The sequence below is a fragment of the Flavobacterium sp. ov086 genome (assembly GCF_900187965.1).
Lineage (GTDB): Bacteria > Bacteroidota > Bacteroidia > Flavobacteriales > Flavobacteriaceae > Flavobacterium.
In genome coordinates, this window is the sequence record NZ_FZNL01000022.1 from 46,977 (window position 1) to 61,691 (window position 14,715).

At 32.7% G+C, this 14,715-nt stretch carries 18 protein-coding genes; 10 read left to right on the forward strand and 8 right to left on the reverse strand.

Annotation, left to right across the window (positions count from 1 at the left end):
- Positions 1 to 167 precede the first annotated feature (167 nt).
- From CHB81_RS20655 to serS, 4 genes are all read right to left on the reverse strand, one after another.
- On the reverse strand, positions 168 to 479 hold the full coding sequence (locus CHB81_RS20655; RefSeq protein WP_089353732.1) for a DUF4286 family protein: 312 nt from the start codon (positions 477 to 479) through the stop codon (positions 168 to 170).
- A gap of 94 nt (positions 480 to 573) precedes the next feature.
- Entirely contained in the window at positions 574 to 2,355 is a 1,782-nt protein-coding gene (locus tag CHB81_RS20660) for a tetratricopeptide repeat protein (RefSeq protein WP_089353733.1), read from the reverse strand.
- 89 nt (positions 2,356 to 2,444) lie between these two features.
- Complete coding sequence (gene lgt, locus CHB81_RS20665; protein WP_089353794.1) at positions 2,445 to 3,284, reverse strand: prolipoprotein diacylglyceryl transferase; 840 nt, start codon at positions 3,282 to 3,284, stop codon at positions 2,445 to 2,447.
- 68 nt (positions 3,285 to 3,352) lie between these two features.
- Entirely contained in the window at positions 3,353 to 4,624 is a 1,272-nt protein-coding gene (serS, locus tag CHB81_RS20670) for a serine--tRNA ligase (protein WP_089353734.1), read from the reverse strand.
- Between the two features lie 222 nt (positions 4,625 to 4,846).
- Here serS and CHB81_RS20675 point away from each other — a divergent pair, with 222 nt between their 5' ends.
- On the forward strand, positions 4,847 to 5,458 hold the full coding sequence (locus CHB81_RS20675) for a DapH/DapD/GlmU-related protein (protein WP_089353735.1): 612 nt from the start codon (positions 4,847 to 4,849) through the stop codon (positions 5,456 to 5,458).
- A gap of 14 nt (positions 5,459 to 5,472) precedes the next feature.
- Here the strand turns inward: CHB81_RS20675 and CHB81_RS20680 are convergent, their stop codons facing one another.
- The 4 genes from CHB81_RS20680 to CHB81_RS26945 form a co-directional block, all read right to left on the reverse strand.
- A complete protein-coding gene (locus CHB81_RS20680; RefSeq protein ID WP_089353736.1) occupies positions 5,473 to 7,017 on the reverse strand; it encodes a patatin-like phospholipase family protein in 1,545 nt (514 codons plus the stop codon).
- A gap of 93 nt (positions 7,018 to 7,110) precedes the next feature.
- A complete protein-coding gene (locus tag CHB81_RS20685) occupies positions 7,111 to 7,497 on the reverse strand; it encodes a PKD domain-containing protein (RefSeq protein WP_089353737.1) in 387 nt (128 codons plus the stop codon).
- Positions 7,498 to 7,770: 273 nt separating this feature from the next.
- Positions 7,771 to 8,313 (reverse strand): hypothetical protein, encoded by a 543-nt coding sequence (locus tag CHB81_RS20690; RefSeq protein WP_089353738.1) that lies wholly within the window; start codon positions 8,311 to 8,313, stop codon positions 7,771 to 7,773.
- Between the two features lie 68 nt (positions 8,314 to 8,381).
- Positions 8,382 to 8,552, reverse strand: coding sequence for a hypothetical protein (locus CHB81_RS26945; RefSeq protein WP_165902284.1), 171 nt, complete (start codon positions 8,550 to 8,552; stop codon positions 8,382 to 8,384).
- Between the two features lie 186 nt (positions 8,553 to 8,738).
- Here CHB81_RS26945 and CHB81_RS20695 point away from each other — a divergent pair, with 186 nt between their 5' ends.
- From CHB81_RS20695 to CHB81_RS20735, 9 genes are all read left to right on the forward strand, one after another.
- A complete protein-coding gene (locus CHB81_RS20695) occupies positions 8,739 to 9,461 on the forward strand; it encodes a hypothetical protein (RefSeq protein ID WP_089353739.1) in 723 nt (240 codons plus the stop codon).
- A gap of 2 nt (positions 9,462 to 9,463) precedes the next feature.
- Entirely contained in the window at positions 9,464 to 10,054 is a 591-nt protein-coding gene (locus CHB81_RS20700; protein WP_089353740.1) for a hypothetical protein, read from the forward strand.
- An 11-nt stretch (positions 10,055 to 10,065) separates the two neighbouring features.
- Positions 10,066 to 10,758: an outer membrane beta-barrel protein gene (locus CHB81_RS20705; protein WP_089353741.1), complete on the forward strand. Its 693-nt coding sequence runs from the start codon at positions 10,066 to 10,068 to the stop codon at positions 10,756 to 10,758.
- A gap of 315 nt (positions 10,759 to 11,073) precedes the next feature.
- Positions 11,074 to 11,421, forward strand: coding sequence for a hypothetical protein (locus CHB81_RS20710; protein WP_089353742.1), 348 nt, complete (start codon positions 11,074 to 11,076; stop codon positions 11,419 to 11,421).
- Positions 11,422 to 11,480: 59 nt separating this feature from the next.
- Positions 11,481 to 11,897: a lysozyme inhibitor LprI family protein gene (locus CHB81_RS26950; RefSeq protein WP_089353743.1), complete on the forward strand. Its 417-nt coding sequence runs from the start codon at positions 11,481 to 11,483 to the stop codon at positions 11,895 to 11,897.
- Positions 11,898 to 11,909: 12 nt separating this feature from the next.
- Positions 11,910 to 12,197 carry a hypothetical protein gene (locus CHB81_RS20720; protein WP_089353744.1) on the forward strand — a complete coding sequence of 96 codons (288 nt, stop codon included), beginning with the start codon at positions 11,910 to 11,912 and terminating at the stop codon, positions 12,195 to 12,197.
- A gap of 92 nt (positions 12,198 to 12,289) precedes the next feature.
- Complete coding sequence (locus tag CHB81_RS20725; RefSeq protein ID WP_089353745.1) at positions 12,290 to 13,051, forward strand: MBL fold metallo-hydrolase; 762 nt, start codon at positions 12,290 to 12,292, stop codon at positions 13,049 to 13,051.
- A gap of 122 nt (positions 13,052 to 13,173) precedes the next feature.
- On the forward strand, positions 13,174 to 13,731 hold the full coding sequence (locus tag CHB81_RS20730) for a YdeI family protein (RefSeq protein ID WP_089353746.1): 558 nt from the start codon (positions 13,174 to 13,176) through the stop codon (positions 13,729 to 13,731).
- Positions 13,732 to 13,805: 74 nt separating this feature from the next.
- A complete protein-coding gene (locus tag CHB81_RS20735; protein WP_089353747.1) occupies positions 13,806 to 14,708 on the forward strand; it encodes a PhzF family phenazine biosynthesis protein in 903 nt (300 codons plus the stop codon).
- The last annotated feature ends 7 nt before the right edge of the window (positions 14,709 to 14,715 follow it).

Sequence of the window (14,715 nt, forward strand, 5' to 3'; positions counted from 1 at the left end):
TATTTTTATTGTTTTGCCACGAATTGCACTAATTATCACAAATTTTTAAACTTAATAATCTGCGTTAATCCGTTTGATCCGCTTAATCTGTGGGCAATTTTATTTCCATTTAAAATGAGTTTGTAAACATCTCTTTTTATCTGAAAACCGAGACTGAAAACTAATTTCTAGTGTTCTGAAATCACTTCTAGTTCCGTTCTGAAAGAAAGCATTTTGTCAGCAAATAATTCTAAAGCTTCTTTATGAAATCTGGGCTCATCTTCTATATAATAGCGTTCCAAAATTTCTTTGTTATCGGCAACATATTGTACTGAGTACGTAATTCCGCCCATTTCTTCTTCAACCAAAACTTTTACAATTCGTGCTGATGAAAACTTTTGTGTAGCCAGAATTTCCGGTATGTGTTTTTCCTGCATCCATTTTAACCATTGGTCATGAACGCTTTCGTGTATATTGGTGGTAACGTTGTAAATAATCATTTTTCTCTAGATTTTAGACTTCTTAGACACTAGACTACTTAGATTTCAGAAAAGTCTAAAAATCTAAGTAGTCTAATAATCTAACGATCTATTTTTATAAATTCTTGTCTCCTCTTAATTCTCTGTATTTTTTTCTCGCATCAACAAAGTAAATACTATCCTGATGATTAAAAATTACCTTTTCATACAAAGGTTTTGCTTTTTCGGGATCATGCAATTCATCGTTGTAAATTTCTGCCGAAAAAAACAGCGCTTCATCAACATAAATTCCGTCGCTATGATTGTCTATGATTTGCTGATATTGGCTTAAAGCCGAACTAAAATCTTTTAAACCTTCATAAACTTTACCTAAACGCAACAATGTTACAGCTTCGATTTCCTGTCCTTTGAAATTCTTCAAAATGCTCTGAAACTGAGCAATTGCCTCGGGTCTTTTATTCTGATACATCAAAAAATCACCTTTTGCAAACTGCTTCAAAGCTGTTTGTGTCGAATCTGCAGCGGTATTATCATTAATCAATAAAAAATATTCAAGAGCGTCATTGGCAATCAATTGTGTGTTTGCCGCTTTCAATTCTTTAAATTGTTTTAAAGCCCATTCAAAATCGCCTTTGTAATAACTCGTTTTTGCCGCTTTTAAACTTGCTTCATGCGCCATTACATCATTCTTTAAATCCAACTGAATTTGCGAATAATAAATCAACGCCTGATTGAATTTTTCTTCTAAAAGCAAGATGTCCGCCAACTCCATCTTCGCATCTGCTTCTTGGTAACCATTCAAATTTAATTCCAGCGCTTTTTTAATAATTGCCTTCCCTTCTTCCGTCTTTTTAAGATTGAAAGCCAGGAAATGCGCCCGAATTATTTGCAAAGATAAGGTAAAAGGAGTTATTTCATAGGTTGTGAGCAATTGTTGTAGCTCAGCACTGATAATTGGATAGTCTTTTTCCTGTGCTTTATCAATTTTAATTTGCATTAAATACGAATTAGTCACAACCAATAAGTCTAAATCTTTAGTGTTTTGAAGAATGAAATTCAGAATTTCTTCTGCAGTATCCGTATCATCTTCGTTCATCGCAAACTGACTTAAATTTACAATACTCGAAAGTGATTCAGGCTCACGCTTATAAATGGCTTTTTCCTGAATAAAGGCTTTCCCAAATTCTTTTTGCTGTACATAAAACCAACTCAAATAGTGATTCCAAAACACATCCTGATCTTTTTGGGTTCTCAGAATTAAAGCTTTACGCATTGCATCTTTAAAAGCAGTGTTATCTGTTTCTCCACTCATGAAACGAGATAATTGGGTCTGAATTAAATTAGAATTTTGAGGATTATTATACGATTCTGTCAACAAAAGATCAATCATCTGATCGGTCTTTCCTAACTGTCCATACAACAATCCAATCTGGAAATTAAAATTGTAATTCGGCTGTACCTGCATTGCAGTTTGATACGCTTTTAAAGCATATTCTAACAATACTTTTTTCTCAAAAGAATTTCCGATTCCGTAAACATCATTCGGACTCGTTTTGATTTTTTCGATAGCCTGTTCGTAGTAGTTTTTGGCTTTGGCTTCGTTTTTTTGCAATTGAAAATTATATCCCAATTCTACTAAAAAAACACCTTGTTTATATCTGTTGTATCGATCCTGAATTGCTTTTTCGGCAATTGCGTATTGCTGCAATTGCTGATAACAATCAACGGTTCTTAAAAAATATTGCGTATTGGATGGTGCACTGGCTAAAAGCTCTTCATAGCTGATTTTAGCTTTTTCGAAATCGCCTTTATCGTAGTAATATTGCGCAAGTTGCTCATTTTGTGCTAATGCAAAAGTGGACCACAACAAAACGATATAGATAAAGATGTTTTTCATATTTCAGTTTTTTAGTAGCAGTCTTACTTTTCAGTCGAATAATCAGCGTCGTTACAAACTGGAACTGAATATTCTAAACTACAATAATTTTATGATATTTCGACGAACTCATTTTTTGTTTTTGATTTCCATACAATCAAAGCCAGACCAATTAAAATAAACGGAATACTTAATATTTGTCCCATATTTATTGGCATGCTGTTTTCAAAGGTTTCTTGATTTTCTTTAAAAAATTCAATTATAAATCGAGCTAAAAACAACAATGTCAAGAAGTAACCAAAAATCAATCCATCGGCTTTTTTAACTTTATCTGAATTATACATCCAAAATAAAATTACAAAAATCAACAAATAGGCAAATGCTTCATACAATTGCGTTGGATGCCTTGGAATCATATCGTCTCTTTGAAAAACAACTCCCCAATTTCCGTTTGTTGGTTTTCCGTAGATTTCAGAATTCATAAAATTTCCAAACCTAATAAAAGCTCCCGTAACCGGAACTCCAATAGCCATTTTATCTAAAAGCCATAAGAACTTAACTTTGTATTTACGGCAATATAAAACCATCGCAATAAGAACTCCAATTGATCCTCCGTGACTTGCTAATCCCTGATATCCAACAAATTTGTAAACTCCTCCTATTTTCTGAATTGGCAAAAGAATTTCTATTGGATGTTGTAAAAAATAAGACGGTTCATAAAAAAGACAATGCCCTAATCTGGCACCCAAAATTGTTCCAACGATTACATAAACCAATAAACTATCGAGATTATCTAATGATAGATTTTCTTTTTTATAAATGCTTTTTACTATGGCATAGCCTAATAATAATCCGCAGGCAAAAAGAGCTCCATAATATTTTAATGGAAAGCTATCCGTTATCATAAAAATAACCGGATCTACATTCCAATTCAAAACTCCATTCATCATACCCAATCTCTGTTTGCGGTTCCAGTTTACAGTCTCAGCGCAAACTGAGACTGTAACTGAAAACTAAATTAATTTATAATATCAAATCCACAGTAAGGGCGTAAGACTTCTGGTATTACGATTCCTTCCGGCGTTTGGTAATTTTCTAAAATTCCGGCCAAAACTCTTGGCAATGCCAATGAACTTCCATTGAGTGTGTGTGCCAATTGGTTTTTTCCGTCTTTGTCTTTGAAACGTAATTTCAAGCGATTTGCCTGGAAAGTCTCAAAGTTAGAAACTGAACTAATTTCTAACCAACGATCCTGCGCTGTAGAAAACACTTCAAAATCATACGTCAAAGCCGATGTGAAACCCATATCACCACCACATAAACGTAAAACTCTGTAAGGCAATTTTAATTCTTTCAAAATCTCTTTTACATGCTCAACCATTCCGTCAAGTGCTGCATAAGAATTGTCAGGATGTTCAACACGTACAATTTCTACTTTATCAAATTGGTGTAAACGATTTAATCCACGAACGTGTGCTCCGTAAGAACCTGCTTCACGACGGAAACATGGCGTGTAGGCCGTGTATAAAACAGGTAATTCAGTTTCGCTTAATAAAACGTCACGGAATAAATTGGTAACCGGAACCTCAGCAGTTGGAATCAAATATAAATCATCAATTGTTGAGTGATACATTTGCCCTTCTTTGTCCGGTAATTGTCCTGTTCCGTAACCTGAAGCTTCGTTTACCAAATGCGGAACCTGAACTTCATTATATCCTGCAGCTGTATTTTTATCTAAGAAATAATTGATTAAGGCACGTTGCAAACGAGCTCCTTTTCCTTTGTAAACCGGAAATCCTGCGCCTGTAATTTTTACACCTAGTTCAAAATCGATAATATCGTATTTTTTCACCAATTCCCAGTGAGGCTGCGCACCTTCATGCAAAACCGGAATGTCTCCCTCTTGAAAAACATTCAAATTATCGTCCGGAGTTTTTCCTTCAGGAACAATATCAGCTGGAAGATTTGGTAATGTATATAATTTATTGGTTAATTCGACAGCCAAAGCTTCTGCTTTCTCGCCTAATTCTTTACTTTTTTCTTTTAATGAAACGGTTTTTTCTTTTAAGATTGCGGCTTTAGATTTCTCTCCCGCTTTCATTAATTCGCCTATATCTTTGGACAATTTATTAGATTCGGCTAAAGTATTATCTAATTCAACTTGTGTTGCGCGACGGTTTTCGTCTAGTTGCACCACTTCTTCAACAACGCTTTTAGCATCGATATTTCGTTTTGCTAAAGCCTTGATTACTTTCTCCTGATTCTCTCTAATAAATGCGATTTGTAACATAGCTTACTTTTTATAACTATTGTATTTTTTTATAATGGAAGCAAATTTAAGGAAATGTTTCATAAGAATAAGACAAACTTTGAGAGGAAAAGCCATTTTGATGTTTATTCAGCAGAGATCCGTAAAGGTTTCGCAGAGATTCACTAAATTTTCATGTCTTTTCTTTGCGATGGATGGATTGAAAACAAAATGAATTAATTAAATTGCCCTTAAAAAATTACAATGATTCATATCGACCATTTTATCGAAGGTTTCTCCAATACTTTTAAAGAACTTCCTCAATCAGAACCCTGGACTATAACAAGCAATCTCAAAAGTATAATCGAAAAAATGATCGTAGATCTTGATACCGATTTTATAATTGAAAACAATATCGCTATTCATAAATCGGCAATTATAGAAAGTAACGTCACCATAAAAAGCCCTGCAATTATTAGTGCAAACTGTTACATTGGTGCAAATGCTTATTTTAGAGAAGGCGTTTATCTGGATAATTCCGTAAAGATTGGTCCGGGTTGCGAGATTAAAAGCAGTATTATTTGTTCAGAAACTGCAATTGCCCATTTTAATTATATCGGAAACAGTATTGTTGGCCGCAATATCAATTTTGAAGCAGGTTCAATTGCCGCAAATCATTACAACGAAAGAGCAATTAAGAAAATATCTGTACTTTATAATTCCGAAATTATCGAAACAAACTCTGATAAATTTGGATCGCTAATTGGCGATAATTCCAGAGTTGGCGCAAATGCTGTATTATCGCCGGGAACGATATTACTTAAAAATTCGGTTGTAAAAAGACTTGAGCTCATTGAGCAAGTTCAACCGGAGTAACATACAATAAACTCTTATTTATGTTCTACCAATAATTCTTTCAATTCATTGGTTTTTAAATAGGTAGCAAAACGTCCTGAAAGTAGTAACATTTCTCTCTCTTCGGGAGTAATTCTCAATTTGGTTTCAACATGTGAAGCATATTCGTATAGAAGTAAAATTTGCCTTGGTGATAATTCACTAAACTTTTCCTTGTTTAATGTAGCAACGATTACTTCACCGTCTTTATCTTTTTTGAAGGCATCTTCGCCAAATTTACTCAAAAGCTCTTGCTTAAAATTAGCATATAATCTTGCCCAACTGCTCGAATCGTCATTTGTATTCTTCAATTCAATTACTAAATCTTCATATGGCTGATCTTTCTCCAATTTTAATAAATGATCGCGAATAGTAGTAAATCCAATGATTTGATAATTTGAAACGGGTATTTTATAACGCTCAAATGTGTTTTCTACATCTTTATCAAAAGTCATGTATCGAGTTTGAACGGTGTATAAAGAAGCCGTTTCAAACAGTGAAATCAATCTAATTTTGGCATCAGTTACATACGGTGTTTTTTTTCCTTGTCCGAGACAATCAATAAAAAGTGCTTTCTTGTTTTTATCATCAACTTTTGTATCGTTATGAAGTAATTCGACTAAGGTTTTGTACCCCATATTGTCTGAAGCACCGCCATCGACAATACACAATATTTTGTCTTTGTTTTTTACTCCAAACTTCACTTTTGGAAGAACTCCGGGAAAAGCCGAACTTGCTGTAATGGCGTACGTAACCGGAAAATCGTAGCCATCGTTTATCTTATTTTCATTTAATGAAATTTCTGCTTTATTTGGAGCCAAAGATGAGTTGAGATTTAAACCTCTAATAATATGTGGCATAAACGGAATACGTTCGCCATTATTAAATGCCGTTCCGTTTGCCACAAACATGGGTAAAGAAGGGATTTGTTTACTATCTTTTGAAACAAAGAAATCCGACAATAACATTTGCGTTCCAAACTTGTTGGTATTATCGGGATTCGTTGCATCGTATTGTAAAATATCCGAATCTATTCGTTGCGTCATCGATATTTTATCGCCTTTTTCGTTTCGGCTATTGTTTAAAAGTGATAAAATATTTGCCGATTTATCTACGTAGTCTTTATATGCATCGGCTTTAGAAAAATAGAATTCGTTGAAGGTGCAATTGTCATAAAACAATTTATTCTTTAGAATCGTCAAATAATATCCCGCCGAAAAACAACCTCCCGAAACAGTGGAATAATAATCTATCTCGTTCAGAAAATTACGCTGTCCATCACTTTCCTTAATTTCTTCTAATCCTAAAAGCACACCCATACTAAAAAACTGCGCTCGGGAACCCCCTCCAGAAATACCAATTCCGAGCGCAATATTTGGGTTTTGAAACTTTTTATCTCTTTCCTGAACTGACTTATAATCGCTTAGTGAAACAGCAGGAATTGAACTATAATTGATTTCTGAAAATAGATTTATTTTATTTTGGGAAAATCCTATCTGAAGAAAAAGGAGAAACATTATCTGACTGTATCGATATCTCATTTTGACTTTTTTAAATCACAAAAAGCGAAGTTACAAGAAACTGAAACAAGTTAATTCTCAAATAATGAAATCTTTAACAATAAAGGCAATTCTCTAATTTACAGTAACAGTTTTTGTTGGAGACGATGTACATGTCCCATCTCCATTTTGAACTGTAATATCAGCTTTTACAGTATAAGTCCCTGCCGCACTATAGATGTGTGAAATAGAAACTGTAGTTCCGGCTGCTGTAACTGTCTCTGCAGGAGTACCATCTCCAAAAGTCCATTTAACAGTTTTTAAAGTATTCTTTCCTGAATATTCAACTGTAAAATCAATTTTCTTAGGATTTGTAGCATCTGTTGTGTGTTTTACTTTCTCGAATAGTGATTCTTCAACACAATCAATTCCTTTATCAAGTGCTTTTTCAAGTTCATGTTCACAAGAGAGACTTAAAGTTAGCAATGCAACAAAACACAAAATTGTAGCGGATTTTTTCATGGTATTTGATTTTTTTATTATTATTCAGATTGAAATTTTAACAAATATAATCAAAATATTACATGAATTATCTGACAATTATCACCAAAAGGCTTTTTTTATCAAATATTATACAATCTTAAAACAATGAAAACACCAATATATAAATATTAATTATTCCGCAAAGATGCCCAAAACTAACACAGAGTCCCGGAAAGTTTTTAATATAACTTAACGTTGCGTTACGTAAAACCTTAGTGTGATTTGTGGTAAAATAAACTCTGAGGTAAAAAACTAAGCGCGTTTTATCTCATGTCCAACAAATTCCTCCAAAACAGCAAACATATCATCTACAGAAAGCGATTCGAAATCCGGATGATTTTTCAGGAAATTAGCATTCAATGTAATTAGGTTTTCTTCTAATTCATAAAAAGTATCATTATTAAGCAAATCGCGCGTTGGGTTTACGCCTTCTAATTTTCCGCTTACAAATTTATTAAGCTTTACGCTGCTCATCAATTTGACTTTTTTGCTTTGTTGCTGAAACAATTCCAAGTGTTTCTCAGCACCAATCAAAGCCAAACCTTCTTCGATAAGTTCGTTTAATTCTTTATTCCAACCCGATCTATAGACAAACTGAGCAAAATTTCCTTCGGTATACTGTGACCAGTAATAATCAAGATAATAACTCATCAAAGCATCTTCATGAATAAATTCATCATCAACACCTTCTTCGCGCATTAAATTGATTACCGAAATATTGGAATGAATCACATCGTGAAGATTTTCACTATTCATTGCCGTTTCAGAAACTATTATTCTACCAAATTCTTCCATTTTGTTTTGTTTTGAGATTGTTTTGCAAATTTCAGATAAATTAAAACAGAAAAGAAATACTATCTGATTTAAATACGATCAGATCCCTCACTATTCTTTTTTTCATTCATTTTTGCCACTAAAGCTTTCAATCGCAAGGCGCTTTCTTTCTTTTCGGCCTGAAGTTTAGCCTTTTTTCTATTGAGCAATTTGGTATGCAAAGCCTTATTTTTGGTATTTTTTTCGGGTCCTTTTGCCATGATCGATTATTCTTTAATTTACAAATATAAAATATAAAAAAAACATTTCATTAGTCAAACAAAACTGTATGAGACAATTAGCTTTTATTCAAGACAATACCTTTTATTTAACTTAAAAAAATTAGTAAAAACCTTAATAATACACTATACTTTAGCACTTTTTTTAACCAAATCAAATGTTATTTCATGAAAAAAACATTACTTTTTCTATTGCCAATTGTTTTTAGTATTTCCTTATTTAGCTGCTCAACAAACGAAGCGGTTACATGTTATCTTCCTTCAAACACAACCACCAGCAACTCTCCCTTAGTTCCCGGAGGAACATTATTATTGAACGCCACTTCTACTTACAGTCCAGATGTAAGCTACAATTGGTCAGGACCTAATAACTTTCACTCCAATCTACAAAATCCAACTATTAATAGTGTCTTACCTTCTATGGCGGGAGAGTATAAACTAAAAACCAATAAAGGAATCTGTGAAAGTAGCGAAAGTACTGTTATGGTTGAAATTAATGCTCCAAATATCCCTTGTAATCCTGTTAAAAATACAATGGTTTTTGAAAAATTATCTCTTGGTCCGCTCAAATTTGGTTCTGTATACTCCTCCCATGTTAATGATGATTATTACATTACAGCAGGTTCATTAGAAGCGACTCTAAGAATAGAGTTTGCGAGTAATATAATTCCAATACCTGGAGTTTACAATATCTGCAGCACGTGTCCAACTTCTTTCATGAAAAGCAATGAAGTCTGCGTTAGCTTGAATTATGTTAGTTATTCTCATGCCAATAGTGGATTAGTGTATATATCCTCATTAAATGGAAAATTAACAGCTACTTTTTGTAATGTAATTTTCGAGCAGTCTCCCTTTACATTAAATTCATCTGCAACAATAACTGAAAATTAAAAATGAAAAAATTATTAATAATTCTACTTTTTACTTTCTCAAGTTCTTTTGCACAAAACTCATACATCGTTGACAACAAAGGAACCAAAACTTTTATTAGAGGAGAACTGACTGATGTTCTATTAGTCGATAAAAGAATATCCTATGTGAATGTGGGGAAAAGCTGGGAAAAGTATATTAAATTCAAAGATCTCGATTATGCAATAATTGGCCCAAGTTTGCTAAAATCATTTCATCTAAACCAGCAGAAAAAAGCAGAAGTTTATTTCGTTTTTGGAGAAAAACAAGACAAAAAGCTAATTGGTGTCGCCATAACTGTAACAACAACTCAAGGATCAATGTCGTCTTCCAGTACATTTTATGAATTATATGTTATTGATAACAATGAAACTGTTATCGAACAAATTGTTACAAAATCTGGTAAATCAGAAGAAAAAATAGAACGTCGAGGACAAATAGCGGCAATGATTAGGAAACATTTTTCTGACTGCCCGGATTTAATGACAAAACTTGAAAAATATGATATTCCGGACGAAAGAAATGAAACAATCTTATCCTTTTTTTCAGACACAGAATATATTAATTGCAAATAACCCCCTTAATAATGAAAAACCAAACATTACTTTTTATTAGCGCATTACTTTTCAATTTATCTATATATAGTCAAGCCCCAAGAGGATTTTATGCTTCAGCAGGTTTTTCCCAAACAAATTTAAAATCATCAGATTTACTTAATGAATCTAAACCCGGCTTTCTTATTGGGTTAAACGCTCTTATGGGCTATCATGAAAATTACAACTTTCAATTAGAGCTTGCTTACAGACAAAACACTTTAGATGTAAAATATGTTGAAGATACTTTCGAAGAAGTGAAAAAATCAAAATATAAATACTCTGATCTTACCTTTGGTTTTTACTTTAATTACTATATTTTAAAACCTGAAGAGGATGAATTCTTTTTGGGACCGCAGGCAGGTTTATTTGTGGCGGTAGTAGACCCTCTTACACCTTCTAAAGGCGCAGATGTTAATAACCAACAATACTTACCTTATTTGCTTAATGAATCTGATTTAACAAATTCGGCAAAATTTAATTACGGTTTTGGAATTGGTTTAACCGGGGGATATAATAATTTTAGATTTGACCTAAGATATAGTTTGGGTATGGCAAATTTATTACAAGATGTACAAGTGCATAGTTACGACGAATCGAATAATTACACAGGGCCAACTCTTGAAGGCAAAACCAACACTATATCATTTGGTATAAGTTATAACATATTTCATTTTAGAAAATAAGATTATAAAAGAATTCACATCATTTTTGTCGGCATGGATTTACAATCTGTGCCGTACAATTATGATCATTACATAAAATTAATTAAGTCCTTAATTATTTAGAAAATAAAAACCTCAACACAAGCTTTTATAAAAGTCAAAGTTGGATACTTAAAATCGGGAGGAATTAATGCTGTAATTACCCAACCTTTCCATATTATTAAAATACCAAAAACTAATAAAAAAGTCGTTTTTAAATAAAATCATGAAAAGTGTTGTTTTTTTAATCTGCTCATAAACAATATGACATAACTTTACAATTAAAAAACGACAACTATGAAAACCATCATTATAACAATTATTTCGCTTTTATCTTTTTCCATGTATTCGCAAAACCGATACGAACTGCAAGATGAAGGAAAAGACAAACTTTACCTTTTTGATTTCATTACACAAATGGCAGAAAGAAAAATAATTAAAACTGAACCCATTATTGTTCTTGATGGAAAACCCTATCGTTTTCAGGATTTAGAAAAAGAGAAACTTCCTTTGTATAAAAATCAAATCGAAAAAATAACCCTGCTTGACAAACAAAAGGGAATCGCTATTTATGGAAATTTCGCCGAAGCCGGGGTTGTAATTGTAACCACAAATAAAAAAGAGAATTCTGGCAGCCATGAATAATGTGTCTAACAAATTGAAAATGTTTTTAAACCATTCGTTCTTGAAACAATAATACAAACATGAACAAAAAACATCTACTGATTCTTGTCTTGTTAATTAGCTTCTTTTCTTATTCTCAAGAAAACAAAACAATACAAAAATTAAATACAGAACTTCAAAAATGTCTCGACGACACTGAGAATAATATGATGAATTGTACATTTGAATATTACAACAAAATGGACAATTTATTAAATATAACATATAAAAAAATCAGAACTACATTAAGCAAGTCAGAGCAAGAAAAATTAAAAAATCAGCAATTGTTCTGGCTTAAAAAAAGAGATCTGTATTTTAAAAAAATCGAAGCAGAAACAACAAAAGAACTTGATGGAGAAAATTCATCACAAGATTTCAGGATGATCTGTTCTCATGAAAATGCTTTATTTGTAGAAGATAGAATTATTGAATTAGAAAAAATATACTTCAAAAACTAGAACTTCAGCGCAATGAATCTTCCAAAAAACCTAACATTATTCTTTGTCTTTGGAATACTTTCGATTATTGCAGGGATAATTTATGCTATAATCCTAATCAACGGAAACTCTGCCGAAGATGGATTAATGGGAATTTACATTTTGTTTGGTTTGATTCCCGTTGGGTTTATCATATTGATTGATCGTTTTCTGGTTCGGAAATTCGGAAATCAAAAAGTGAATAAAGTTCAATTCTCTTTTCTTGCATTTATTGTCCTTTTATGGATTATAAGAGCGATTGCGAATTTTATAATCGATTAATATTTTCTCACAAATAATAATTAACGTTCTTTAGTTCAAAATATATTCTTCCGCCTCCACCACCTCCATTAAAAAACTAACACATAAAAAAAATGACAAAAATACATCACCTAAACTGTGTGAAAATTGTTTCTCCTGTTAACGATAACGTCTGTGGACATTGCCTTTTGATTAAAGAAAACGACAAACTCATTTTAATAGATACAGGAATAGGACTCTTAGACATTCAAAAACCATTAGAACGAATAGGGCAGCAACTTATTGATATGGTTGGATATCGCTTTAATGAAAATCAAACTGCCATAAAACAAATCGAAAAACTGGGGCTTGATCCTAAAAAAGTTACAGATTGTGTTATTTCGCATTTAGATAATGATCATATTGGTGGTTTGGCAGATTTCCCAAACGCAAACATTCATATTGGAATTGAAGAATATGAAAACTTCAATTCCGGAAGTCCTAGATATTTAAAAACACCATTATCTCATAACCCAACGATCAAGACTTATAACAAATCGGATTTCAATTGGTTTGGATTTGAAGCTAGAAAAATCAATACAAATACCGAAACAGAAATTTTTCTTGTTCCACTTTTCGGGCATACTTTAGGACATTGCGGCGTTGTTATAAAAACAGAAAAAGGATGGTTGTTTTATATTGCCGATGCCTATTACATGCGAATAGAACTAACTGATAACGATCATCCGGTGAATCAATTGGCCCAAATGAGAGCCGAAGACAATGATCTAAGATTAAGCACATTAGATAAAATCAGGAATTTGATAAATGAACATCCCGAAATTGAAGTTTTTGGATATCACGATATAGAAGAGTTTAACTTTTACAAGAACTAAACGAACAAACAAAAACCAACATGATGAAAAAAATGGAGTAACTATATAGTGATAATTGGAATAGTTTCACTCATTATTAGAAACATTGATTTACTAATCATTTTTTTTGAAAAATTGACAAAATGAACCCAACCTTCTTCTCCACCCAAGAAAAATTCAGAGAATGGCTAGAAAAGCATCACCAAGAAGAAACCGAATTATTGGTTGGTTTCTACAAAGTGAATAGCAAAAAACCATCTATGTCCTGGTCAGAATCTGTAGATCAGGCACTTTGTTTTGGCTGGATTGATGGCATTCGCAAATCTATTGATGAAGAAAGTTACACAATCAGGTTTACACCAAGAAAAAAAACCAGTATTTGGAGCGCAATAAATATCAAGAAAATCGAAGTACTTACAAAAGCCGGACTGATGAAAGAAGCCGGAATAAAAGCTTTCGAATTCAGATCTGAAGAAAGATCTAAAATTTACTCGCATGAAAATGAAGCGTATGTTCTCGATCCTGAATTCGAAAAGCAATTTAAAGCCAATAAAATAGCTTGGGAATATTTCAACAATCAGGCACCATCGTACAAAAAAGTAATAATTCACGTGATTATGAGCGCCAAACAAGAAAAAACCAGACTTTCCAGATTGGAGAAAGCAATAAAATTTAGTGCCGAAGGAAAACGAATGTTGTAAACACTATTGTTTTAATATAGTTTAAACTGTAACTTTATTCCATGAAAAAAGTTTTAGCTAAAAAGAGATAAACAATGGAAAAAAGAACAACCTTACAATACTACGTTTTAGATGTATTCTCCAATACAAGTTACAAAGGAAATCCGTTGTCTGTTGTTTTTACCGATGGTGATTTAGATTTAGAAATCTATCAAAACATTTCAAAGGAATTTGGTTATTCTGAAACTTCGTTTGTCTATTATTCTACCAAGAAAAAAGCGCTAAAAGTTCGTTCGTTTACTCCAACAGGTTTCGAAATAGATGGCGCAGGACACAATTTGTTAGGTGCTGTTTGTGGAGCGTTACTTAAAAATATGCCCATTTTTGAAGAACAGAATGAAAGTGAACGTTTTGTAATCATGAAAAATTCACCGATACCTTTAACGGTAAGTTTTGATCCTGTTACGCAAGATCCGGTGGTGCAAATGCATCAAAAATCGGCAGTGATCAAACAAGAAATTCCAACTTACAGAATTGCAGTAGCACTTGGTTTAAAAATTGAGGATTTAGATGTAAATGCTTTTGTACCTACAATAGTCAAAACAGAAGTCGCACACACCATGGTTCCCATAAAAAACAGTCAAGTGCTCAACAGTTGCATTCCGGACAATCAACTTTTAATCGAAATTTCGAAAGAATATAATTTTGAAGGATTCTATTGTTTCACCCTTTCTGACGAAAATCAGGAACATGTGGTCGAAACTAGATTCTTCAACCCAATAATTGGCATAAATGAAGATCCTGCAACGGGAACAGCTGCCGGCCCTTTAATTGGTTTTTTAACTCAAAAGAAATTCACCAAATCAGACAAAGAGTATAAGATTTTGCAAGGCGTAAAATTAAAGCAGCCTTCGGTGATTGAAGTTATGAATCGCGACGAGGATATTTTGGTTGGCGGTTCATCGATTATAACAATGAAGGGGGAACTTTATTTATAAAAAAATA

Bases quoted from the DNA above. Each gene is read 5' to 3' on its own strand.
- CHB81_RS20655 (WP_089353732.1), bottom strand. From the start codon at position 479: ATGATTATTTACAACGTTACCACCAATATACACGAAAGCGTTCATGAC.
- CHB81_RS20660 (WP_089353733.1), bottom strand. From the start codon at position 2,355: ATGAAAAACATCTTTATCTATATCGTTTTGTTGTGGTCCACTTTTGCA.
- lgt (WP_089353794.1), bottom strand. From the start codon at position 3,284: ATGATGAATGGAGTTTTGAATTGGAATGTAGATCCGGTTATTTTTATG.
- serS (WP_089353734.1), bottom strand. From the start codon at position 4,624: ATGTTACAAATCGCATTTATTAGAGAGAATCAGGAGAAAGTAATCAAG.
- CHB81_RS20675 (WP_089353735.1), top strand. From the start codon at position 4,847: ATGATTCATATCGACCATTTTATCGAAGGTTTCTCCAATACTTTTAAA.
- CHB81_RS20680 (WP_089353736.1), bottom strand. From the start codon at position 7,017: ATGAGATATCGATACAGTCAGATAATGTTTCTCCTTTTTCTTCAGATA.
- CHB81_RS20685 (WP_089353737.1), bottom strand. From the start codon at position 7,497: ATGAAAAAATCCGCTACAATTTTGTGTTTTGTTGCATTGCTAACTTTA.
- CHB81_RS20690 (WP_089353738.1), bottom strand. From the start codon at position 8,313: ATGGAAGAATTTGGTAGAATAATAGTTTCTGAAACGGCAATGAATAGT.
- CHB81_RS26945 (WP_165902284.1), bottom strand. From the start codon at position 8,552: ATGGCAAAAGGACCCGAAAAAAATACCAAAAATAAGGCTTTGCATACC.
- CHB81_RS20695 (WP_089353739.1), top strand. From the start codon at position 8,739: ATGAAAAAAACATTACTTTTTCTATTGCCAATTGTTTTTAGTATTTCC.
- CHB81_RS20700 (WP_089353740.1), top strand. From the start codon at position 9,464: ATGAAAAAATTATTAATAATTCTACTTTTTACTTTCTCAAGTTCTTTT.
- CHB81_RS20705 (WP_089353741.1), top strand. From the start codon at position 10,066: ATGAAAAACCAAACATTACTTTTTATTAGCGCATTACTTTTCAATTTA.
- CHB81_RS20710 (WP_089353742.1), top strand. From the start codon at position 11,074: ATGAAAACCATCATTATAACAATTATTTCGCTTTTATCTTTTTCCATG.
- CHB81_RS26950 (WP_089353743.1), top strand. From the start codon at position 11,481: ATGAACAAAAAACATCTACTGATTCTTGTCTTGTTAATTAGCTTCTTT.
- CHB81_RS20720 (WP_089353744.1), top strand. From the start codon at position 11,910: ATGAATCTTCCAAAAAACCTAACATTATTCTTTGTCTTTGGAATACTT.
- CHB81_RS20725 (WP_089353745.1), top strand. From the start codon at position 12,290: ATGACAAAAATACATCACCTAAACTGTGTGAAAATTGTTTCTCCTGTT.
- CHB81_RS20730 (WP_089353746.1), top strand. From the start codon at position 13,174: ATGAACCCAACCTTCTTCTCCACCCAAGAAAAATTCAGAGAATGGCTA.
- CHB81_RS20735 (WP_089353747.1), top strand. From the start codon at position 13,806: ATGGAAAAAAGAACAACCTTACAATACTACGTTTTAGATGTATTCTCC.